This window comes from Streptomyces sp. NPDC051104, assembly GCF_040682835.1.
Lineage (GTDB): Bacteria > Actinomycetota > Actinomycetes > Streptomycetales > Streptomycetaceae > Streptomyces > Streptomyces cynarae.
Map to the genome: position 1 here is coordinate 492,509 of NZ_JBFBBS010000001.1, position 21,776 is coordinate 514,284.

Genomic DNA, 21,776 nt, shown 5'->3' on the forward strand with positions numbered 1-21,776 from the left:
GGTGGGCGGGGATCAACCGATGGCCTGCCTCGTGTTCAGTACGTCGAGGGCGTCCGCGACACCGAAGGCCGGCGGAAGCGGTTCGCCCGCGCCGTACAGCTTCTCCGCGACCGACCGCGGCAGCGGGAGGTGCTCGAAACGGCCGCGGACGATCCGGTCGGGGCCGAGGGGCTGGGGCACGAAACGGGACACGGTGGCGACACGGAACTGTTCGCGACCGTGGGACACGACGAGTGCGATCTCCACGACCTTGCGGGAGCCGTCGGGGTGCCGGGCGAGCTGCACGACCACGTCGACGGCCGAGTTGATCTGGTCCTTCAGCGCCTCGAAGGGGATCATGACCTCGGACATCGAGCCGAGGGTCTGCAACCGCATCAGCGCGTCCTCCGCCGAGTTGGCGTGGACGGTGGCGAGGGAGCCGTCGTGGCCCGTCGACATCGCCTGGAGCATGTCGAGCGTCTCGCCGCCGCGGACCTCACCGACGATGATCCGGTCGGGCCTCATCCGCAGACTGTTGCGGACCAGGTCGCGGATGGTGATCTGGCCCTTGCCCTCGACGTTCGGGGGGCGGGACTCCAGACGGATCACGTGCTCCTGCTGGAGCTGGAGTTCTGCGGAGTCCTCGATGGTGATGATGCGCTCCTGGGAGGGGATGAGCCCGGACAGCGCGTTGAGCAGGGTCGTCTTCCCGGAGCCGGTGCCGCCGCTGACGATCAGGTTGAAGCGGGCGCGGACGAACGCGGCGAGCAGCATCAGCATCTGCTCGTCGAGCGAGCCGAGGCCGATGAGTTCGGGGAGCGTGTAGGCGCGCGGGAAGCGGCGGATGGTGAGGGTGGGGCCGGTCAGGGCGAGCGGCGGGATGATGACGTTGACGCGCTCGCCGGTGGGCAGGCGGGCGTCGACCATGGGGTTCGACTCGTCGACGCGGCGGTTGACGGTGGAGACGATGCGTTCGATCGTCTGCATCAGCTGCTCGGCGGAGGCGAAGCGGAGCGGAAGCTGTTCGACGCGGCCCGCCCGCTCCACGAAGATCGAGTCGGGGCCGTTGACCATGATCTCGGTGATGGAGGCGTCGGCGAGGAGCGGTTCGAGGACACCGAGGCCGAGGGCCTCGTCGACGACCCGGCGGATCAACCGGGAGCGCTCGGCCGAGGACAGGACCGGGCCCTCGCGGCTGATGATGTGCCCGAGGACGCGTTCGAGCCGGACCCGGCGCTCGGCGGTCGCGAGGCCCGACATCTCGGCAAGGTCGATCTCCTCCAGGAGCTTCGCACGGTAGACCGCGACGAGGTGTCCGTCCTCACGGGCGGCTCCCCCGTCGTCGGGGGCGGCGATACGGGAGCGGAGGCTCATGCCGGTCGTCAGCTCCTTCCCGGGATGAAGGGTTCCGGGTCGTTGGGCATGGTGGCGCGGCGGATGACGGTCCAGTCGCTGAAGAGGGGGATGACTGCCGGGACGCGGACGGTGACGGTGGCGGTGGTGGTGTCGGCGCCTTCCTGCACGACCGGCGACGCGTCCAGCCATTCACTGACCGCGGCGCGGCCTGCCGCCACCCCGTCCTGGTGCTGTGAGCCTGCCCGCGCGGCAGCTCGGGCTCCCGACCCGGCCTGGTTGATGCCGTAGCCGATGAGCCCGAGCTGGATGGCCGCCATGCCGATGACGAGAAGGATGGGCAGGAAGCCGGCGAACTCCAGCATGGAGACGCCGCGGTCGTCCCAGCGGCGGGTGCGCCGTCCCGTCCGGGGCAGCCCTCGGCGGCGGAGGCGGGGCCTCATCGGCTGTTCCCCTCCAGTGCCGCGCCTGCCGAGCCGTCGACCTGCCAGCCCGGGTTGACGCCCGGGAAGAACAACGGGACGTCGGCATGGACCGTCGCCTTCATCACCGGCCCCGCCGGGGTGCAGGTGATGTCCGCCCCCTGCCAGGCGTCCGGCAGATGCTGGGCACCCGCCGACTGGCACGCACCCGCCACATCGCCCCCCACGGCGTACGCCGCCGTGGCCGCCCGGGCCGCCTCGTCCGCCGCGTTGCCCGCCAGCGAGTACGTGTAGCCGTACAGCACGCACTCCCACAGCAGCGCCAGCACGACCAGCACCAGCGGGAACATCCCGGCGAACTCCAGGGTCACCGACCCCCGGTCGCCGCCCTTGCGCCACAGGCTCAGCGCGCCCCGGTCCGACGGCGCCCGGCGCCGCCGCCCGCCGCCCTCCTGCGCCTTCACCAGCTCAAGCTCCCCCGCCAGCGCCCACAGCGCCTGCTTCACGGTGGAGCGGGCGTCGAGGTCCTGGAGGCGTCCGGCGTCCACGACCGACTGGAGTTCCTTGAAGGCGGCCGGGACCGCGGCGCGGGCCACCTTGGTGCCGGTGACGCGTTCGACGAGGGCGGGCTGGATCTCCGTACCGCGCGAGTGACGGTTGACGACGGTCAGCGTCTCCTCGGCCTTGCGGATCTGGAGCCGGTCCCACAGGCGGACCATCCGCTTGGCCGCGCGGACCGCGACCACGTCCGGGGTCACCAGCAGCACGGCGTGGTCGGCGATCTCGACGGCCGCAGCGGTGGCGGCGGTCATCTGCGAGCCGCAGTCGACGATCACCACGTCGTGGCGGGAGCGCAGCGCGCCGAGGACCTGGCGGGTCACCCGGTCGGTGACCTCCTCCCCGCGTTCGCCCTCGGCGGGCGCGAGGAGCAGTCCGACGCCGCTGTCGTGGGTGTAGAGGGCGTCCTGGAGGACGCGCGGGTTGATGTCCGCGATCCCGGCGAGGTCGGCGACCGAGCGCCGGAACTGCACGTCGAGGTAGGAGGCGATGTCCCCGGACTGGAGATCGAGGTCGACCAGCGCGACCGTACGGCCCGACGCCCGGGCGGCGAGCGCGAGGTGCACGGCCGCGACCGTGGCGCCGACGCCGCCCTTCGCGCCGGTCACCGCGACCACGGTCCCTCCGGGTCCGGCGTACGGCTCGGGGGCGCCGCTGCTCAGGTGGCGCCGCATGCCGGCGGACCAGGCGGCGGCGGCCTGGACGCGTTCGGCGAGGGCGTCGTAGCCGAGGGGCAGGGTGACGATGCCGCGGGCGCCGGAGTCCATCGCGGCGGTGAGCACGCCGGTGCTGGTGTCGGCGGTGACGAGGACGACCCCGACCGCAGGGAACCGCATCACCAGGTCACGGATCAGGTCGAGCGCGGGCATCGGCCCGATCCGCTCGTGCACGAGGACGACCTCGGGCAGCTCGTCGAGGGAGTCCCCGGCCAGGCGCGCCAGGGTGTCCAGCAGGGCCGTGGAGTCGTGGACGGGCGGGGCGGGCTCGGCGTCGGGGAGCTGGCCGAGCAGGGTGGTGAGCGAGCGGGCGGCGTCGAGGTCGCCGACGGCGGGGAGGACGCGGACGGTCATCGGCGACACCCCGCACCGTCGGACAGCGTGGGGACAGGCCCGCTGGGGGCCGGTACGGACCTCATGCGCGGCCTCCTACTTGTCCTGGTCGAGGGTGTATGTACGGTCGCCCGGCGCGAGGGTGGTCTGGGAGCCGCCCGCGACCAGGGCGAGCCGGACGTGCGTGGCGAACGACTCGGCGTACGCGACCCGTTGGGCGTCCGCCGTGTCGAGCGCGAAGGTGATGGGGACGGCCTCGGTGGCGGTGCGCCGCCGCTCGTCGCTGGACTGGCCGGGGTCGAGGGCGGTGAGCTTGCCGACGTTGAGGACGCGGGCGTTGGTCAGGATGACCTTGGACTCGTCCTTGCCCTTGTCGTTCTCGGCCTTGAAGGTGGCGTAGATGTTGACCCGCGAACCGGGGTCGATCCGGCCCGCGACGCCGGTGGAGGCGTCGATCATGATGGCGATCTCCTGCTGCCCCGGCTGGAGTTCGGGCCGGTCCACGATCATGTCGCTCTGGAGCAGGGAGCCCTGCTCCAGCCGGGTCACGGCGATCTTGCCGCGGATCCGGGCCAGATCGGTGACGGCGGTGGCGGGCAGCCACCGCTTCGGCATGGAGATCTTCTGGAACTGGCCGGGGGTGAGTTCCTTGTAGGGGTCGATGTCGTTCTTGAGGCGGTACGCCGTGACCTCGGGGCCGACCTTGGAGTTCACGTCGCGGATCACCGACAGCACCCCGGCGAAGGCGCTGACGGCGGCGAGGGCCGAGAGGACCAGCAGGATGACGCCGCGGCGCTGGCGTGAGTTCATGACGCGGACAACCTCGATCGGGGCGGGAAACGGCGGGTCGGGCGGTCGAGCGGTCGAACGTTGTGCGAGAGGTGCTGCGGACCAACGCGTACGGGGCTACGTGCCGCCGCGCGGCAGGGCGGCACGGACGGTCGTGGCCGCCGGTGGCTGTTCGGGGGGTGGCGGGAGGGGTGCGGCGCAGAACCCGCAGCGGTCGCCGATGAGTTCGAGTCCGCACCAGTGGCAGGTCTCGCGCCGTACGGACGACACGAGCTGGTAGAGCACGGACACGTCGTGCAGGCCGGCCGCGAACTCGACGAGCCGGTTCGTGCCCCACCAGCGGGCGGAGCCCTGGGGCAGGGGCACGGTCCCGACGCCCTGGACCCGCCACGCGGGGGCGAGGGAGGCGGTGACCCAGTCGGAGGGCGGCTGCCCGGAGGCGACGAGCATCCGGGTGCCGAACTCGGGGCCGGGTAACTCCTCGTGCCCGACGCGGACGAGCCGGGGTCGGGGGCCCGCGAGTACGGCGAACTGCGCGCCCGGAACCCAGGACTTGGCGTGGGACGTGAGCGGGACGGGGACGCGGTCCAGCTTGGCGACCGAGCCGAGGAGGGCGCCGGCGTGGATGTAGTGGGCCAGCAGGCGCGCGGAGGACGCCAGGACGCCGGGGCTGAAGTCGCAGACCGACAGCTGGCGCAACTGCTGGGCCAGCAGCGCGAGTCCGAGCGGGGGCAGGTCGATGCCGAGCAGCGCGACGCGGTCGCTCTCCAGGACGGAGCGGACGGTGCGCAGCCGCTGCACGGCCGGGTCGTCGCCGGAAGCGGGGTGCAGGGCGATGACGTACCCGTGCTGCTCGATCAGCGCGTGCATGCCGGTCAGGGACGCCTCCAGCGTGGGCTGGGGCTGGACGGCGGCGGTCGGCGTCTGCCGGTCGAGCGGTGGGAGCACCAGGTCGGGACTGGTGACGGCTATCGCGGTCGGCACGGCTGCTCACCACCCCGTTCACTGCGGCGGGGTGGTCAACCACCGCCTCAGATGGCCCCTGTGACGTCCTGTTGCGTCGTCCTGCAACAGCACCATATCCACGGCATGCCCCGCTCAACACAGAATTGGAAAGATCATCTCACCGAAGGTGGGGACGTGATCCACGCAGAGTAGGGGCATATGCCCCAACTCCCGACGCTCGCAGGAGCGTTGAAGGCGCACGAACCCTTGACACCGGGATTGGTCTGGACCAAATTCTTGGAGCATCAGGCGGTGGCCACCGTTCCGCAATGCCCTCCCGCGCTTTCCTCCCTTTCCTCTCCCCACATCGGAGGCCGAAGTGGACCGCGTACCAGCCCTGCCCCGCCGCAGACGGACCCTCGCCGGGGCCGCCGTAGCCGCCCTCGCCCTCTCCCTGCTGGGCGCCGGCCACGCGGCCGCGGCGGACGTGAACAACGCGAAGAACGCCGGTTTCGAGTCGGGCCTCGCCAACTGGACCTGTTCGGCGGGCAGCGGCACGACGGTGTCCTCCCCGGTGCACGGCGGCACGGCCGCGCTGAAGGCGACACCCGCGGGCCAGGACTACGCGCAGTGCGCCCAGACGGTCGCCGTGAAGCCGAACTCGACGTACACGCTGAGCGCATGGGTGCAGGGCGGGTACACCTACCTGGGCGCGACAGGGACGGGCACGACGGACGTGTCGACGTGGACGCCGGACTCGACGAGCTGGAAGCAGCTGTCCACGACGTTCACGACGGGCGCCTCGACGACGTCGGTGACGGTGTACCTGCACGGCTGGTACGGACAGGCGGCGTACTACGCCGACGACGTGTCGGTGTACGGCCCGGACGGCGGCGGGGGCGGCGACCCCTCCCCCACGGTCCCGTCGCCCCCCACGGGCCTGGCGGTCTCCGCCACGACGTCCTCTTCCGTGTCCCTGTCCTGGAACGCGGTGACGGGCGCGACGGGCTACACCGTGTACCGCGGCGGCACGAAGGTGACGTCGGCGACCGGTACGTCCGCGACGGTGACGGGCCTGTCCCCCTCGACGTCGTACTCCTTCCAGGTCACGGCGACGAACGCGGCGGGCGAGTCGGCCAAGTCGGCGGCGGTGACGGCCACGACGGCGTCGTCCGGCGGCGGGGGCGGCACGGGGCTCCCGAAGCACGCGGTGACGGGCTACTGGCAGAATTTCAACAACGGCGCCACGGTGCAGCGGATCTCGGACGTGCCGTCGCAGTACGACATCATCGCGGTCGCGTTCGCGGACGCGACGAGCACGCCGGGCGCGGTGGGCTTCACCCTCGACTCGGCCGGCCTGGGCGGCTACACGGTGGACCAGTTCAAGGCGGATGTCGCCGCGAAGAAGGCCGCGGGCAAGAAGGTGGTCGTCTCGGTGGGCGGCCAGAACGGCACGGTGTCGGTCGGCGACGCGGCGTCGGCGACGAACTTCGCGAACTCGGTGTACACGCTGATGCAGACGTACGGCTTCGACGGGGTGGACATCGACCTGGAGAACGGCCTTAACGCGACGTACATGTCGCAGGCGCTCAGGCAGTTGTCGTCGAAGGCGGGATCATCCCTCGTGATCACGATGGCCCCGCAGACGATCGACATGCAGTCGACGTCGAACGCGTACTTCCAGACGGCGCTGAACGTGAAGGACATCCTGACGGTCGTCAACACCCAGTACTACAACAGCGGTTCCATGCTGGGCTGCGACGGCAAGGTGTACTCACAGGGTTCGGTGGACTTCCTGACGGCCCTGGCCTGCATCCAGCTCCAGGGCGGCCTGTCCCCGTCCCAGGTGGGCCTCGGCGTCCCCGCCTCGACGAGCGCCGCGGGCAGCGGCTATGTGTCGCCTTCCGTGGTGAACAACGCCCTGGACTGCCTGGCGAAGGGAACGAACTGCGGCACGTTCAAGCCGTCGACGACGTACCCGGACCTCCGGGGCGCGATGACGTGGTCGACGAACTGGGACGCGGCGTCCGGGAACGCGTGGTCGAACTCGGTGGGCCCGCACGTGCACACGCTGCCTTAGGCAGGGGCTGACCGCGTCGGCCGGCCCGCCCCTCCGGCGGAGGCGGCGGGCCGTGCGCTCAAGGACAGGACCCGTCCGGGTCTCAGAGCCCCGAACAAAATGGGAGTCCGATCAGCTCGCGGCGTCTGGTGCGTGCGATCGCAAGGCGCCGGAAGGTCCTCGTAGCGGAGCTACTAGGGCCTTCCGGCAACGCGGCTGGGGCCCCCTGCTCGAAGAGCTTGGGGGGAGTGCGTGTCAGGCGTCGTGAGCCGGGCGCCCATTTTGTTCGGGGCTCTCAGTCGGTACCCGACTCGATCGCGGCGTGGTCGAGCAGTTCGGCCTCGTCGGCGGTGCCCTCTCCACGGGACGCGATCGTCTCCGCGCCGCCCTCGGGCATCGCGCCGATCAGGCCGGTCGAGGCCGCCTGGGCGGCACCGATCAGCGCCGGGTCCGGGCTGCCGCCGACCATGCCGAGCCGGGCGTACTGCTCCAGCTTGGCGCGGGAGTCGGCGATGTCGAGGTTGCGCATCGTGAGCTGGCCGATACGGTCGACCGGGCCGAAGGCGGAGTCCTCGGTCCGCTCCATGGAGAGCTTGTCCGGGTGGTAGCTGAACGCCGGTCCGGTCGTGTCGAGGATGGAGTAGTCCTCGCCGCGCCGCAGCCGCAGCGTCACCTCTCCGGTGACCGCCGTCCCCACCCAGCGCTGCAGCGCCTCGCGCAGCATCAGCGCCTGCGGGTCCAGCCAGCGGCCCTCGTACAGCAGCCGGCCGAGGCGGCGGCCCTCGGTGTGGTAGCTGGCGAGCGTGTCCTCGTTGTGGATGGCGTTCACCAGCCGCTCGTACGCCCCGTGCAGCAGCGCCATGCCCGGGGCCTCGTAGATGCCGCGGCTCTTGGCCTCGATGACGCGGTTCTCGATCTGGTCGCACATGCCGAGGCCGTGCCGGCCGCCGATCGCGTTGGCCTCGAGGACCAGGTCCACCGGAGAGGCGAACTCCTTGCCGTTGATGGTGACCGGCCGGCCCCGCTCGAAGCCGATGGTGACGTCCTCGGGGGTCACCTCGACCTCCGGGTCCCAGAACCTCACGCCCATGATCGGCTGCACGATCTCGATGCCGGTGTCGAGGTGCTCCAGGGACTTCGCCTCGTGCGTCGCGCCCCAGATGTTGGCATCGGTCGAGTACGCCTTCTCGGCGCTGTGCCGGTAGGGCAGGTCGCGCTCCAGCAGCCACTCGGACATCTCCTGGCGGCCGCCGAGCTCGCTGACGAAGTCGGCGTCCAGCCACGGCTTGTAGATGCGCAGGGAGGGGTTGGCGAGCAGACCGTAGCGGTAGAAGCGCTCGATGTCGTTGCCCTTGAAGGTGGAGCCGTCGCCCCAGATCTGCACGTCGTCCTCGAGCATCGCACGCACCAGCAGCGTGCCCGTGACGGCCCGGCCGAGCGGGGTGGTGTTGAAGTAGACGCGGCCGCCGGAGCGGATGTGGAAGGCACCGCACGCCAGGGCCGCGAGCCCCTCCTCCACGAGCGCGGCCCGGCAGTCCACGATCCGGGCGACCTCGGCGCCGTAGGCCGTGGCACGCCCGGGCACGGAGGCGATGTCGGGCTCGTCGTACTGGCCGAGGTCGGCGGTGTAGGCGCAGGGCACGGCGCCCTTCTCGCGCATCCACGCGACCGCGACAGAGGTGTCGAGACCGCCGGAGAAGGCGATCCCGACTCGTTCACCGACAGGCAGGGAAGTCAGCACCTTGGACACGAGGATAAGTATATGCACACTTCTGCATGACTATGCAAGATGTGGTCGCTTCTGGGCTCAGCGACGAGCCAGTTGGTGCCAGATGCCTACGGCGGCTACGACCTGCGCGAGAAGCCAAGCGATCTGTCCGGAGACGCCTCGCAGCTGGTAGATGGACAGCAGCAGGGCGAAACGACTGGGCCAGAACTGCCGCTCCTCCCGGAACGTCACCGTGTCCATCCAGATGCTGGTGAGCGTCAGGATCGTGAGCATCAGCACGACGTACAGGAACACGTAGCCGTAGTCGGCGTCAGTGAGACGGACGAGCAGCGCAGCCAGGGAGATGGGGATGGCGTAGGCAACGGACAGGCTCCATGCACGCGCGGGGCTGCTACGCCCCGGCAACAGACGCCACAACGCGCCCAGGACGAAGCCGGCCACTGCCCATGCCGCCTGAAAGAGAACGAATTCCACGACGACCTGCGGAATTCCAGTGGGTGTATAAAAGATCTCCAACCAATTCCTTGAGTCTCTCAGGTCCAGGAACAGAAGGACACCGCTTGCCGGAACCCCGAAGCAGAAAGCCGTGCGTGCGGCAACCAGCGCATTGGACCACCAGTGGGCCGCCGGCCCCCAGGCCAGAGCGACATCAAGCACAGAGATGTGTTCGACCGGATTCTTCCTGCCGCAGCCAGCAACCAACCACTGGTGCAGCTCATGCAGCTGACTCTCCAGTTGCTCAGACGTGACGCCACCAGCATGCCCTTGGTCCACCAAGTGCAGCTGGCGGTTCAGGTTGCGATACTGATGGGCCTTTGTCATCAATTCTTTCCGGCGCCTCCTCGCGCCCAGCCTCTGCATGCAGAAGCGCTCCCCCATCTGCGCCAGTACAGAACGCCTCCGCCCTACGGCGAGAACCCCGTAAAGCGAGCAGATGCTCAGAAACAGCCAGACGCCGTATTGGCCCTTGAAACCCAGAAAGGTGACGGCCCTGAGCCCCACGAAGAAGGCGAACAGCACGACTGTCATAAGAACCTCGGGCTTGTCCGGCCCCAAGGCGAACAGTTCCTCTTTGCTACCGCCACGAGCCCGCTGGGCCTGTACGCGAAAATGCAGGAGGGCAATGAGGGCGAGGCCTGCCACGGTCCAGCTGTATGCGAACATCCATGTGAGATCGGCGAAAGAGAAATTGGCCAGAATGCCACCGGGGTCGTCCGTGTGATCAGTCAGCCACGCGAGACGTTTCCACTGATGGTCGTTCGCCCACCACGTACAGGCAAGCAGAGCCACGGCGACCGCCCCCAGCAGAGTTCCGACGGCCGCTAGCCAGCGGACCGGAGCGCCGTCCCACTTGGCGGTCCATGACGCAGGGGCCAGTCCTCCTTCTCGTGCGAAGCGCCATGCCCATGCGGCCATCGCGGCCAGCCACAACCACAGCGTCGCCAGGCCCATCAGTACGAGTCCGGCGTCGCCGAAGGCGGCCGGTGCCGTTTTCGATACCAGGTCCGCCGGCAGGCCGAAGAGCTCAGGGGCCAGCACCACCACCAGGCCGAGGGCCGCCACCACCGAAGCGGTCGTGATGACAGCACGAGCCTGACGGCGTTCGGCGCTGTCGGACTTGCCGTTCCCTGCATTCGGGGCAGCGGGCAACATGCCGCGACACCAAGGGCGTGCGACAAGGATCAAAGCCCAGCCCGCGGTGATACAGATGAGCGAGCGCCACCTCAGTACGACTGGCTGCCGCTGCGGGTTCAGCAGAAGCAGCATCAGCGCCACCGCCCCGCTGAGGAGAGCCCACTGCAGAACCGACTGCGCAGGTCTGTCAGCACGCGCACTCGACCCCTGCGCTTCCTGTTTCCCTCCACTCAGCGCCGGGGATGGGTACCGAGCGCGAAGCGCGGCCAGTGCAATTACATACGAGCAACACACCCACCACAAAGCAATACCGGCGTACTTCCAGAACGACTGATCGAGGTGCAGGTACAAGTCGCGCTGCCACGGTAGATCGACTTCGAACCAAATATGCTCCGGCATCTGATCGCTCCACGCAAGACCTTTCTTATTGGCAGCCGATGCAAGTTCGGACCGATCACTGAAATTGAGGTCGTCCACCTTGGCCCGGACGTGCTTCCAGGAAACTTTCTGCAGAGTCAACGGCCGGAGGTGAACCTCCCACTTCTTTCTCCCCGCAGTGCTGAGCTCCCAAGGCCCGACCCGGAAAGGCTTGTAATTCTGGATCCACTTGAACGCGTCGTACCGCACCGTAACCCAGTGTTCCTGTGCGGTCACCCGCGGCTCATTGGGGCGCCACTCGTCGACCCGACCGGCATTTCCCCCTCCGCGCAACAGGCAGCGCATCGCCACCCGATACTCAGAGGACTGCCGATCGAATGTCAGATGTCTCGCATGGCGCCATTTATTGGGCACCTTGACCGTCATCCTGGAAGACACCTTGACGTAGTTCTTGCGGTGCTGATCGAACCGAATCTCGGCGTCAACGACAGTGGAGTCGAGTTGATCCGCGCGGCAGACGTCACCGGTAACCTGCCGCGCCTCAGCAGGCGAAGACCCCCACACCACGGCCACGACCACCAGCGACAGCAGTCGCCACCACCGGATCTCCGTCAATGCGCCGACTCCTCCTCTGGCTGCGCGTACCCAGCGATTTAGCCACGGCCCTCTACGTGTCATGCACAGACACACTGCAGCAGCCGAACCGCCCACCCCTTCGGCCCTCAGCCAGCGAAATTGCAGGTACACCACCAACAGTTGATACTGGACTGTGATGACTGTCAGTCACTTGACGGAGGGGCTATGACCGACGCAAAGGTGTCCCCGAGAAGGCCGCTCCCCCGCTTCGAGGAAGCCGAAGGGCTGGGACCCCAGGACGCCGAGTTCGTCCGGGACCTGGTGGCGGTGCTGGAGAAGCACGGCAACCTGGACCGTTTCGGCCTGTGTCTTCTGCACGACCATTTCCCGCTCGCTCCGGACGAGGTCCTGGTGGAGACCAACGATCTCCAGGCCCGCACACTGCACACCCACGTGGAGAAGGCGGACAGGACACGGCACATCAAGCCCTCGCAGTGGCGGTTCGTGCCGCATGAGCAGAGCGCGGCGTCCGGGGGAGAGCCGTATCAGGTCGTCCTGCTGTGCTCCCCGCTCGACCTGTGCCCGGGGCGCGAGCAGAAAGGTTGCTGAGTCGCCGTCACCTCGGGTGCGTGGCGCCAGACCCGCCTCGCACCAGCTCGTCCGCATCGATCGGAGCGCATCCCATGACGCATGACGTCTGTGCCATCGTGCCCCCGCATCTGCTCAACAAGCTCGCCCGTGCCGAGGATCCGGCCGTGCACGAGCCCGCACGCCGCACCCTCGCGCTCGACGCAGCGGAACGTGTCCACCGGAGACTGACGGCGGAGATCGGACCAACCGTCGCGCCGCCGACGCGCGCCGCCGACCATCCCGAGCGGACCGTCTGTGACGCACAGCACCTGCAGGAGCTGCCCGGCAGACGCGTACGCTGCGAAGGCGACGCGGACGCGCCGGACACCTCCGTGAACCACGCCTACGACGGCCTCGGCGCCACCTTCGACTTCTATCTGCAGACGCTGTCCCGCTGCTCCATCGACGGAGACGGCTCGCCACTGGGCGCCAGCGTCCACTTCCGGAACAACTACGACAACGCCTTCTGGGACGGCGAGCAGATGGTCTTCGGCGACGGGGACGGGCGCATCTTCGGCGACTTCACCCAGTCCCCCGACGTCATCGGCCACGAACTCACCCACGGCGTCACCCAGTTCACTGCCAATCTGCAGTACTTCGGCCAGTCGGGCGCCCTGAACGAGCACATGTCCGACGTGTTCGGTTCCCTCGTCGAGCAGTACGCCAAGGGCCAGACCCCCGACGAGGCCAACTGGCTGATCGGCGAGGAGCTGCTGCGCCCCGGGGTGCAGGGTGTGGCCCTGCGCTCGATGAAGGCGCCGGGTACCGCGTACGACGACGATGAGCTCGGCAAGGATCCACAGCCCGCCCACATGGACGACTACGTCGAGACGTTCGCGGACAACGGCGGCGTGCACCTCAACTCGGGCATCCCCAACCACGCCTTCTACCTCGCCGCGACGCAGCTCGGCGGCTACGCCTGGGAGCATGCCGGCCGCATCTGGTACGACGTGCTCACCAGCGGCAGGCTCGCTCCCGACGCCGACTTCAGGTCGTTCGCCGGGCTGACGACGGCCGCTGCCGAGGCGTACGGGACGAAGGAGCGCAACGCGGTGCTCCAGGCGTGGACAGCGGTCGGCGTGCCCACGCAGTGAGCGGACCGCCTGCTGTGAGTCGGCCCATCGGGCGGTAGTAGTGCCCGAGTACCGCCGCCAGTTCGGCGAACCACTCCTCCAGCTTCTCGCGGCGCTTGGCGTCCACGACGCACTCGAACACGCGGCCGTCGACGTGCACGACCGCCACCATCAGCACCTTCTCGTCGGGGCCGGGGCGGTAGTGGACGCTGCGGACCACCGGCCACGGGAAGTCCGCCGTCAGACCGCGCATCTCGAAGGCGACACCCGACGCGTCCACCACCACCGAGTTGTGACGGTCGGCGGCCAGGAAGTCGGGTCCAGGTGGGACCTGGGGTGCCGAGGGAGCGTACGACGGGTACGGCGTGTAGGCCGGTGGCGGCGGTCCGAAGCCCGGTGGTCCGGCCGATGGCGACGGGTGGCCGTATACAGGGGGACCGGCTACAGGGGGACCGGCTACAGGGGGACCGGCTACAGGGGGATGGTGCCCAGGGGGCCCGTATCCCGGGGGGCCGTATCCCACGGTCAGTCGTCGTCCTTCTCGGGGGCGGCGGGTTCCTCCTCGCCGTCCTCGAAGTACGCGTCCAGCACCTCGTCCAGCCGGGTCTCCCACTCCTTGAAGCGTGCGCGGGAGTCGGCCTCGATCTCGATGGGGTACCAGCGGCGTTCCGGGGTGTGCACGGTCACCGTGAACCGCTTCCCGAAGCGCGCGGTCTCCGTCTCCACGGCGCCGATCTCGTCCCAGCGGAACTCGCACTCCTGGTCGTCCAGGCGGAGCCGTACACCGCTGCGGTCGGCGACGATCCGGGCGCGGCGGTCCGCGGCCTCGAACACCGGGCCGTCAGGGGCCTCTTGCTCCTCCGCGGGGGACTCCTCGCCGGCGGCCTCCGGCTCCGGTTCCCCGGACGCGGCCTCCTGCTCCGGTTCCCCGGCGGCGGCCTCTTTGTCCGGAAGCACGTCCTCCGGCTCTACGGAGTCGTCCGGCTCCACGGAGTCGTCCGGCTCGACGGAATCCTTCTGGTCCACGGACACGGGTGAGGTGAGCCCGGGGATGAAGGCCGGGTCGACCCCGGCGCCGTCCAGGGGCTGGCTGCTCGAACCAATGCGCTGCTCCACAGCGGGCAGTATGGTCGAAGATCCTGTGCCGGACACAGCCAGCCCCTCCATCGTTATACGAATCCAGCCCGATGTCCTACGTCTTGGGTGTCTTACGTCTTGGCCCTCACGTCGTCACCGGACGGCTAGATGATTGATTCCAAGGAGTAGTGGACGGACGGGAGAGTGCCCGGTCTCGCTGTGTGACGACCGAGATATATGGAGAGAGCTTGCCCAGCACCTCAACCCCTCCAGTCGCGGCGTCTCTGCCCGCGCCTGGACCCCACCGGCCGAGCGATCCCGCCCGGCGCCTCGGTTTCGGCGATCACATGACCCCGTACGTGCACGTGCCACTCCGGCGATCGAGGACGGGGCCCGCACCCCTCACGTCGCCCCGTATCGCGCCTCGATCCCGGCTATCACCAGGCGTAGCCCCTCCTCGAAACGTTCCTCGAAGCTTTGGAATACTTCGGCGCCCGCGGCGGCCGCGAGGGGGAAGTCGGCCATGCGGGCGGCGCGCTCTTCCACGTCGTAGCCCTCGCGGCGCTCCCCCGGCAGCGGCCAGACGCCCTGTTCCTCGGCGACGAAGCCGAGGGTGAAGAGGAGGGCTGTGGTGGTGGCGCGGACGGCCTGGGGGAGGCTGAGGCCCGCTTCGAGCAGGGCGCGGAGGTTCGCCTCCATCTCGGCCGCGTGCTCGATGCCGGTGAAGCGGGTGCCGCTGAACACCTTGGCGCCGTCGCGGTACCCGAGTAGCCCCGCGCGCAGGGCGCGCTGGCCCGCCAGGATCCGCTCCTGCCAGGTGGCGTCCGGGGGGATCCGCGCGTCCGCGGTCATCTGGCGGTACATCTCGGTCGCCATCTCATCCAGCAGTGCCTGCTTGTTCTTGAAGTGCCAGTAGAGAGCCGGCGCCTTGACGTCCAGCTCCCTGGCGATCGTCCGGAGCGTGAGCCCGTCGAGGCCGACCTCATTGAGGAGTCGCAGGGCGGTGTCGACGACTCGTTCCTTGTCCAGCTTGGGGGATCTCTCGGTAACCACGCTTGACAGTTTAACGCCGTTAATCGCATGCTTGGAATCATGGAACCTAACAGCGTTAAGGAGATAGGCGTGGGTGCCGTCAATCCATTCGATACCGATGTACTCGTCGTAGGTGCCGGTCCCACCGGGCTCGCGCTCGCGGTGGATCTCACCCGGCGCGGGGTACGCGCCCTCGTCGTGGAGCGCTCCGACGGGCTCTTCCCCGGCTCGCGCGGCAAGGGTCTGCAGCCTCGCACCCAGGAGGTCCTCGACGACCTCGGCATGCTCGACGCGGTTCGCGCGGCGGCCGGCCCCTACCCGGCCGCGATTGTCTGGCAGGACGGGGAGCGCAAGGGCGAGCACAAGATGGTCGACGAGACCGAGGCGACGGAGGCGGCGCCCTACCACGAGACGTGGATGTTGCCGCAGTGGCGTACGCAGGAGATCCTTTTCGCCCGGCTGAAAGAGCTCGGCGGAGACGTTGCGTTCGGGCGGGAGCTGGTGGGGATCGCGCAGGACACGGCCGGGGTGACGGCCTCCTTCGCGTCGGGTCCGCAGGTCCGCGCCCGCTACGCCGTCGCCGCCGACGGAGGCCGCAGCGCCGTGCGACGCGCGCTCGGCATCGGCATGACCGGCGAGACCGTCGACCCCAATCCCATGCTGGTCGCCGACGTCCGCCTCACCAGGCTCGATCGCGACAACGTGCACATGTTCCCGCCCGCCGGCGGCGAGGGCCTCATGGTGATCTTCCCGCTGGCGGGGACCGAGGACTTCCAGGTGATCGCCCAGTTCCCGGATGGCACGGACATCGACATCTCTCTCGACGGCATCCGCAAGGTCGTCGCCACCCGCTCGCACCTCTCCCCCGAGGACGTGACCGAGCTGCGCTGGGCATCCAACTTCCGGCCGCGGGCCGCGCTGGCCGACCGGTTCCGCGAGGGCCGCGTCTTCCTCGCAGGGGACGCCGCGCACGTCCACTCGCCCGCGGGCGCGCAGGGCCTCAACACCAGCATCCAGGACGCGTACAACCTGGGCTGGAAGCTGGGCGCGGTGCTGAGCGGCAAGGCTCCGGAGTCTCTCCTCGACTCCTACGAGGAGGAGCGGCTGGCCAACGCCGCCGACATGCTCGGTTTGTCCACCAAGGTCCACCGCGGCGAGATCCGGCGCGGCGCGGCCACGCAGCAGCTCGGCCTGGGCTACCGGGGCTCCTCGCTCGCGGTGGAGACCCGGGAGGGCCTGTCGGAGGACGCCCTGCACGCGGGTGACCGCGCCCCGGACGGCATCCGTGGCGGCACACGCCTCTTTGACGAGTTCCGGGGGCCGCACTGGACGCTGCTCGCGGTCGGCACGGACGGTGACCTGCCGCACCTCGCCACAGCCCGCACGGTCCGGATTCCGGCGTACGAGGCGTACGGTCCAGGGGTGTTCCTCATCCGTCCCGACGGTTACGTGGGCTGGGCGGGCGAGACCGCGGAGGGGCTGGTGGAGTACGCGGCCCGCATGGGCATCGACGCCTAGATGATTGGATTCCGTCAGTGGTCGTAGGCGGCCAGTGAGCGGATGATCGGTCCACCGGTCTTGTGGTTGTGCCAGATCGCAGCGGTCAGGGCGAGGAGTCGTTGCAGGACGCGGGCGGTGACTCCGCTGGGCGTGCGGCCGCCGTGTCGTTCGAGGTCGAGTTGAGCTTTCAAGGTCTGGTTGACCGACTCGATCAGCTGTCGCAGCGGCTTGAACAGCTCGGCTCCGCCCCGCTCCGGTTCACCCTTGCGGGCCGGCCGCAGCAGACGGACTCCCAGGTCGGCGAGGTGGCGCTCGAAGTCGCGGCCGTAGTAGTTCTTGTCCGCCAGCAGCGTTGGCCTCGCCCGCCCGGTGAGCAGACCCGGTCGACGTTGAAGATGTCCAGCAGCACCTCGCGTTCGACGGCCTTGGCGCCAGTCAGGGCGAAGGCGATGGGCAGGCCGTGCAGGGTGCACACCAGATGCAGGCGCAGTCCCCAGAAAAACCGTGAGTGGCTGGCACAGTAGCCGTACTCGGCCCATCCGGCCAGGTCGGAGCGCTTCGCGGTCTCGCGGGAGCGTCCACACTCCACGGGCGTGGAGTCCACGATCCATACGTCGTCGGTCCACAGCGCAGTGTCGGTGGCCAGCTCGCGCAGGATCCGCCTGACCAGCTCGGCGGCTCGCCGCAGGCGCTTGTTCCAGCCCGGCTGCTGAGGCAGATACGGGAAGAGATACCGCAGGTGGGCGTGGGCGTAGCGCAACCAGCGGGCTTCGGAGACGAAGCCCAGCAGGGCCTGCATCACCGCGAGGGTGACCAGCTCCGCGTCGCTGAGCTTGGGCTCCAGGCCCACCCGCGGCCGCCACGGGGCGAGATGCGGCGAGGCCGTCAAGAGGTCATCGACTCGCACGTACAGTGCAGTTGCGAGGGTGTCTATCTCGGTCGTCACACATCGAGACTGGGCACCCTCGCGTCCGTGCGCTACCCCTTGGAATCAATCATCTAGACGAAGAGGCTCACCACCGCCGCCACCGCGAACCCGGCCACCGACAGTACGCTCTCCAGCACGGTCCACGTCCGCAGTGTGTCCCGTTCGCTGATTGCGAAGTACTTGGCGACCATCCAGAAGCCGCCGTCGTTGACGTGCGAGGCGAAGATCGAGCCGGCCGAGATGGCCATGATGACCAGGGCCGTGAACGCCTGCGAGTGGTGACCCCCCGTCAGCAGCGGCGCGACGATGCCCGCCGTCGTGACGATCGCGACCGTCGCCGAGCCCTGGGCCACCCGCAGGACCAGGGAGATCAGGTACGCCAGCACGATCACCGGCAGGCCCACGTCGTGGAACGTGTCGGAGAGCGCCTGCGCGACGCCGCTGCCCTTGAGGACCGCGCCGAAGATCCCGCCCGCGCCGACCACCAGCAGGATGTTGCCGACCGGCTTGAGCGAGGCGGTGGACACCGTCTCGAGCGACTTGCGGGACCAGCCGCGACGGATGCCCAGCAGGTAGTACGCCAGCAGCAGCGCGATCGTCAGCGCCACGAAGGGGTGGCCGAAGAACTCGATGACCGAGCGGCCCGATGGGGGTCCCCCCTGCTCGGAGCTTGTCGGAGAGCTCGGGGAAGGGTCGAAGGCGATCGAGGAGAAGGTGGCCAGGAGGATCAGGACCAGGGGCGTACCGATGATCGTGAAGACGATCGAGAGCGGCACCGGCTTCTCCGGCGGCGTCACGCCTGCCGCCCGCTGCTCCTGCTCGAGCGCCGCCTTCGCCTCCTCGGCCGCCTCGACCATGTCCTGCGGTACGGGGACGAAGATCCGCCTCCCGATCCACGCGGACCACGCCCACGCGGCCAGCACGGCCGGGATGCCGCAGACGATGCCCATCAGGATGACCATGCCGAGGTCGACCTTGAGCAGACCGGCGGCGGCGACCGGGCCCGGGTGCGGCGGCAGGAACGCATGGGTCATGGACAGGCCCGCGAGCAGCGGCAGGCAGTAGAGCAGGATCGACTTGCCGCCCCGCTTCGCCGCCGCGTACACGATCGGCGCGAGGACGAAGATGCCGACGTCGAAGAAGACCGGGATGCCGAAGATCAGGCCGGTCAGACCCACGGCGAGCGGCGCGCGCCGCTCGCCGAACAGGCCCAGCAGCCTGGACGCCAGCACCTCGGCGCCGCCGGAGACCTCGAGGACCGCCCCGAGCATCGTGCCGAGTCCGATGATGATGGCGACATGGCCGAGGGTGCCGCCCATGCCGGACTCGATGAGGGAGACGGCGTCGGAGCGCTGGACCGTGCCGAAGAGTTCGGTGACCGACAAGCCCGCGCCGAGGCCGACGGCTATGGAGACCGCGAGCAGAGCCACGAAGGGCTGGAGTCTCACCTTGATGATCAGCACCAGCAGCAGCGCGATGCCGAGCGCGGCGACGGTGAGCAGGCCGGCGGTGCCGTGGACGAGGGTGAGCAGGCCGCCGGTGTGGGGTGGGGGCGGTGGCGTGGGGGACGCCGCGAGCGAAGAGAAGGACATGGGCATGACAGGGGGTCCTCTCGCTTCTCGTAAGTCCATGGGGGTTCGGGGCAGGGGTGGTCGCGGCGCGGCGCCCCAGGGGGTGGTGGGCGTCGCGCCGCGACGGCGTACGGAGTGCGGGAGTGAGCGGGAGCCGACGGGGCGTCAGCCGAGGACGGCCAGCGCGTCGATCTCGATCAGCAGGCCGGCCGGGAGGCCCACGTAGACGGTGGTCCGGGCGGCGGGCGGCTGGGTGAGGCCCTGCTCCTCGAAGTAGGCGTTGTAGATCTCGTTCATCTCCGCGAAGTGGTCCACGTCCGTCAGATAGACGCGGATCATCATGGCGTCGTCCCAGGTCGCGCCGCCCTCCTCAAGGATCGCCTTGACGTTGGCGAGGGTCTGGAGGGTCTGCTCGCGCAGGGTGGGTCCCGCGGGCGTCGGCGCCTTGCCCTCCTCGGCGGGCAGGAAGCCGACCTGGCCGGCGACCTGGAGGATGTTCCCCTTCTTCACGCCGTGCGAGAACTTCGCGGGCGGCGTGGTGTGGGTCTTCGGGGTGAGGGCGATCTTGTCCGTCATTCGGGGTCCCTTACTGGTGTTCTGCCGGAGTACTCGCCGCTGATCGCGTCCGCGGTACGGCGCACCTGCGGGAGCAGGGTGAGGAGTTCCTCGGCGGTGACGACGACGTTCGGTGCGGACACCGACATCGCGGCGACCACCCGTCCGTCGGCGCCGCGGATGGGGGCGGCGACGCAGTTGATGGACTCCTCGTGGCCTCCGAGGTCGGTGGCCCAGCCCTGTTCGCGCACCTGCTCCAACTCGCGCAGGAACGCTGCGGCGTTGGGGGTGGAACGGGCCGTGTAGTGGGGGTAGTCGAGCTTCTCCGCGAGGGCGCGGCGCTCGGCGTCGGGCAGGTCGGCGAGGAGCAGCTTGGCCACGGCCGCGACGGTGATGGCGACGGGCTTGCCGATCCGGGAGTACATGCGGACCGGGTAGCGGCTGTCCACCTTGTCGATGTAGAGCACCTCGTTCTCCTCGTAGACGGCGAGGTGCACGGTGTGGCCGCACTCCTCGTTGAGGCGCACGAGGTGGGGGTGGGCGATCTCACGGATGTCGAGGTTCTCCATCGCCTCCTGGGCGAGGGCGAAGAGACGGGCGCCGAGGCGGTAGCGCTGGTCGGACTGGCGGTAGACCAGGCCGTGCTCGTCGAGGGTGCGCAGCAGGCGCAGCGCGGTGGACTTGTGCACGCCGAGCCGGTCGGCGACCTGCCCGAGATCGGCGGGTCCCTCGGCGAGCAGCGGCAGGATGCTCAGTGCCCGGTCGACGGTCTGGCTCATGGCGTACGTACCTCCTCCTCGGCCCGCGGTGCGGCTTCGGTCCAGCCGGGGCCGAGTCGAAGTGTCCCCCACGCGGTGTCGTCGAGGGCGGCCAGGCGGTCGGCGTGGTCGCGGGCGGGGGGCGTGGCGAGGTCGCCGGGGGCGGTGAGCGCGGCGGCGGCCATCAGGTGGCCGTGGCGCAGCCGGTCCCGGACGGGCAGTCCGCGCAGGGTCGCGGAGAGGAAACCGGCGGCGAAGGCGTCCCCGGCTCCGACGGCGGCCACGACGTCGACGTTCAGCGCGGGCACGAAGGTGGCGGTGCCCGTGGCGTCCTCGCCCGGGCCGTCGGTGTCCTTGCCGAGCGCCGTCGCCCCGCCCCGGCCCTGCTTGACGACGACGATCTCCGGTTCGGGCAGCGCCTCCCGGACGGCCCGGGCGCCGTGCAGTCCCCACGCCTCGCGCGCCTCGTCGTCCCCGACGAACACGATGTCCGCGCCCCGCGCCAGTTCCAGCAGCACCCGGGCTCCCGCCGCGTCGCGCCAGAGCCCGGGACGGTGGTTGACGTCGAAGGAGACCAGCGGGCGGCCGGGGCGGGGCGCGGTCAGCTCGCGCAGCAGGTCCAGACACGGCCCGGACAGCGCGGCCGTGATCCCGGACAGGTGCAGCACGCGGCAGGCGCGCACGGCGTCCAGGTCGACGGTGTCCACCGTCATCGCGGAGGCCGCCGAGCCGGCCCGGTAGTACGCCACCTCGTGGGCGTCGGTGGCTCGGTCCCCGGCCGTGCGGAAGTAGACGCCGGTGGGCCGCCCCGCATCCCGCCGTACGGACGACACGTCGACGCCGTACGCCCCGATCGTCTCCACGAGGTGGTCGCCGAAGCCGTCCGCGCCGACCCGGCTCACCCAGCGGGCGGAGTGCCCGGCGGCCGCCAGCACGCAGGCCACGTTGGACTCGGCGCCCCCGAGGGCTCGCTCGAAGGACGGAACGTCGGCGAGCCGCCCCGGCACCGTGGGCAGGAACGTGACCATGGACTCGCCGAGCGCGACGACGTCCACGACGTCGGGGGCCTTGCGGGATCCGTCGGTGGTCACGATGGTCGTAGCTCCTTTGCGGGGGTGCGGGTTCGGTCGGCGTCCGTTGACCCCGCGTCGGCCGAGATGTTAGACAGCCGTAAGCGAAA

At 69.7% G+C, this 21,776-nt stretch carries 17 protein-coding genes and 1 pseudogene; 4 read left to right on the forward strand and 14 right to left on the reverse strand.

The genetic code is table 11. From position 1 onward, the window contains the following. Positions 1-12 precede the first annotated feature (12 nt). The 5 genes from AB0N14_RS02445 to AB0N14_RS02465 form a co-directional block, all read right to left on the reverse strand. The gene (locus tag AB0N14_RS02445) at positions 13-1,353 is read right to left on the reverse strand and encodes a CpaF family protein (RefSeq protein ID WP_366023869.1); all 1,341 of its coding nucleotides are present in this window, start codon (positions 1,351-1,353) and stop codon (positions 13-15) included. A gap of 8 nt (positions 1,354-1,361) precedes the next feature. Next, complete coding sequence (locus tag AB0N14_RS02450; RefSeq protein WP_366023870.1) at positions 1,362-1,775, reverse strand: TadE family protein; 414 nt, start codon at positions 1,773-1,775, stop codon at positions 1,362-1,364. After that, a complete protein-coding gene (locus tag AB0N14_RS02455; RefSeq protein WP_366023871.1) occupies positions 1,772-3,382 on the reverse strand; it encodes an AAA family ATPase in 1,611 nt (536 codons plus the stop codon). The genes AB0N14_RS02450 and AB0N14_RS02455 overlap by 4 nt, the downstream gene beginning before the upstream one ends. Positions 3,383-3,457: 75 nt before the next feature. Then, a complete protein-coding gene (gene cpaB / locus AB0N14_RS02460) occupies positions 3,458-4,171 on the reverse strand; it encodes a Flp pilus assembly protein CpaB (protein WP_366023872.1) in 714 nt (237 codons plus the stop codon). 96 nt (positions 4,172-4,267) lie between these two features. Continuing rightward, the gene (locus AB0N14_RS02465) at positions 4,268-5,134 is read right to left on the reverse strand and encodes a hypothetical protein (RefSeq protein WP_366023873.1); all 867 of its coding nucleotides are present in this window, start codon (positions 5,132-5,134) and stop codon (positions 4,268-4,270) included. Positions 5,135-5,474: 340 nt separating this feature from the next. Here AB0N14_RS02465 and AB0N14_RS02470 point away from each other — a divergent pair, with 340 nt between their 5' ends. Continuing rightward, on the forward strand, positions 5,475-7,175 hold the full coding sequence (locus AB0N14_RS02470) for a glycoside hydrolase family 18 protein (protein ID WP_366023874.1): 1,701 nt from the start codon (positions 5,475-5,477) through the stop codon (positions 7,173-7,175). Between the two features lie 274 nt (positions 7,176-7,449). Here AB0N14_RS02470 and argG read toward each other — a convergent pair whose 3' ends face one another. Next, on the reverse strand, positions 7,450-8,904 hold the full coding sequence (gene argG, locus AB0N14_RS02475; protein ID WP_366023875.1) for an argininosuccinate synthase: 1,455 nt from the start codon (positions 8,902-8,904) through the stop codon (positions 7,450-7,452). Between the two features lie 57 nt (positions 8,905-8,961). Next, on the reverse strand, positions 8,962-11,511 hold the full coding sequence (locus AB0N14_RS02480; RefSeq protein WP_366023876.1) for a DUF6185 family protein: 2,550 nt from the start codon (positions 11,509-11,511) through the stop codon (positions 8,962-8,964). Between the two features lie 186 nt (positions 11,512-11,697). Here AB0N14_RS02480 and AB0N14_RS02485 point away from each other — a divergent pair, with 186 nt between their 5' ends. Both AB0N14_RS02485 and AB0N14_RS02490 read left to right on the forward strand, forming a co-directional pair. Next, positions 11,698-12,081 carry a hypothetical protein gene (locus AB0N14_RS02485; protein ID WP_366023877.1) on the forward strand — a complete coding sequence of 128 codons (384 nt, stop codon included), beginning with the start codon at positions 11,698-11,700 and terminating at the stop codon, positions 12,079-12,081. A gap of 74 nt (positions 12,082-12,155) precedes the next feature. Further along, the gene (locus tag AB0N14_RS02490) at positions 12,156-13,196 is read left to right on the forward strand and encodes a M4 family metallopeptidase (RefSeq protein WP_366023878.1); all 1,041 of its coding nucleotides are present in this window, start codon (positions 12,156-12,158) and stop codon (positions 13,194-13,196) included. 504 nt (positions 13,197-13,700) lie between these two features. On the opposite strand, the gene AB0N14_RS02495 is transcribed toward AB0N14_RS02490, so the two are convergent. Together AB0N14_RS02495 and AB0N14_RS02500 are read right to left on the reverse strand one after the other, a co-directional pair. Beyond that, entirely contained in the window at positions 13,701-14,291 is a 591-nt protein-coding gene (locus tag AB0N14_RS02495) for a hypothetical protein (protein WP_366023879.1), read from the reverse strand. Positions 14,292-14,654: 363 nt separating this feature from the next. Continuing rightward, positions 14,655-15,305, reverse strand: a complete 651-nt coding sequence (locus tag AB0N14_RS02500; protein ID WP_366023880.1) for a TetR/AcrR family transcriptional regulator C-terminal domain-containing protein — start codon at positions 15,303-15,305, stop codon at positions 14,655-14,657. A 39-nt stretch (positions 15,306-15,344) separates the two neighbouring features. Between AB0N14_RS02500 and AB0N14_RS02505 the strand changes: the two genes are divergently transcribed. After that, complete coding sequence (locus AB0N14_RS02505) at positions 15,345-16,802, forward strand: FAD-dependent oxidoreductase (protein WP_366023881.1); 1,458 nt, start codon at positions 15,345-15,347, stop codon at positions 16,800-16,802. A 14-nt stretch (positions 16,803-16,816) separates the two neighbouring features. Here AB0N14_RS02505 and AB0N14_RS02510 read toward each other — a convergent pair. The 5 genes and pseudogenes from AB0N14_RS02510 to AB0N14_RS02530 form a co-directional block, all read right to left on the reverse strand. Continuing rightward, positions 16,817-17,730: pseudogene (locus tag AB0N14_RS02510) on the reverse strand (IS982 family transposase). Positions 17,731-17,783: 53 nt separating this feature from the next. Then, positions 17,784-19,304, reverse strand: a complete 1,521-nt coding sequence (locus tag AB0N14_RS02515) for a gluconate:H+ symporter (protein WP_366024240.1) — start codon at positions 19,302-19,304, stop codon at positions 17,784-17,786. Between the two features lie 144 nt (positions 19,305-19,448). After that, the gene (locus AB0N14_RS02520; protein ID WP_366023882.1) at positions 19,449-19,859 is read right to left on the reverse strand and encodes a RidA family protein; all 411 of its coding nucleotides are present in this window, start codon (positions 19,857-19,859) and stop codon (positions 19,449-19,451) included. Beyond that, positions 19,856-20,617: an IclR family transcriptional regulator gene (locus tag AB0N14_RS02525; protein ID WP_200419042.1), complete on the reverse strand. Its 762-nt coding sequence runs from the start codon at positions 20,615-20,617 to the stop codon at positions 19,856-19,858. Before AB0N14_RS02525 ends, AB0N14_RS02520 begins: the two co-directional genes overlap by 4 nt. Next, complete coding sequence (locus tag AB0N14_RS02530) at positions 20,614-21,687, reverse strand: sugar kinase (RefSeq protein ID WP_366023883.1); 1,074 nt, start codon at positions 21,685-21,687, stop codon at positions 20,614-20,616. The genes AB0N14_RS02525 and AB0N14_RS02530 overlap by 4 nt, the downstream gene beginning before the upstream one ends. Positions 21,688-21,776 lie beyond the last annotated feature (89 nt).

Excerpts from the sequence above, each read along its gene's own strand:
- AB0N14_RS02445 (WP_366023869.1), bottom strand. The coding sequence starts at position 1,353 with ATGAGCCTCCGCTCCCGTATCGCCGCCCCCGACGACGGGGGAGCCGCC.
- cpaB (WP_366023872.1), bottom strand. The coding sequence starts at position 4,171 with ATGAACTCACGCCAGCGCCGCGGCGTCATCCTGCTGGTCCTCTCGGCC.
- AB0N14_RS02515 (WP_366024240.1), bottom strand. The coding sequence starts at position 19,304 with ATGTCCTTCTCTTCGCTCGCGGCGTCCCCCACGCCACCGCCCCCACCC.
- AB0N14_RS02450 (WP_366023870.1), bottom strand. The coding sequence starts at position 1,775 with ATGAGGCCCCGCCTCCGCCGCCGAGGGCTGCCCCGGACGGGACGGCGC.
- AB0N14_RS02455 (WP_366023871.1), bottom strand. The coding sequence starts at position 3,382 with ATGACCGTCCGCGTCCTCCCCGCCGTCGGCGACCTCGACGCCGCCCGC.
- AB0N14_RS02520 (WP_366023882.1), bottom strand. The coding sequence starts at position 19,859 with ATGACGGACAAGATCGCCCTCACCCCGAAGACCCACACCACGCCGCCC.
- AB0N14_RS02485 (WP_366023877.1), top strand. The coding sequence starts at position 11,698 with ATGACCGACGCAAAGGTGTCCCCGAGAAGGCCGCTCCCCCGCTTCGAG.
- AB0N14_RS02525 (WP_200419042.1), bottom strand. The coding sequence starts at position 20,617 with ATGAGCCAGACCGTCGACCGGGCACTGAGCATCCTGCCGCTGCTCGCC.
- AB0N14_RS02490 (WP_366023878.1), top strand. The coding sequence starts at position 12,156 with ATGACGCATGACGTCTGTGCCATCGTGCCCCCGCATCTGCTCAACAAG.
- AB0N14_RS02505 (WP_366023881.1), top strand. The coding sequence starts at position 15,345 with ATGGAACCTAACAGCGTTAAGGAGATAGGCGTGGGTGCCGTCAATCCA.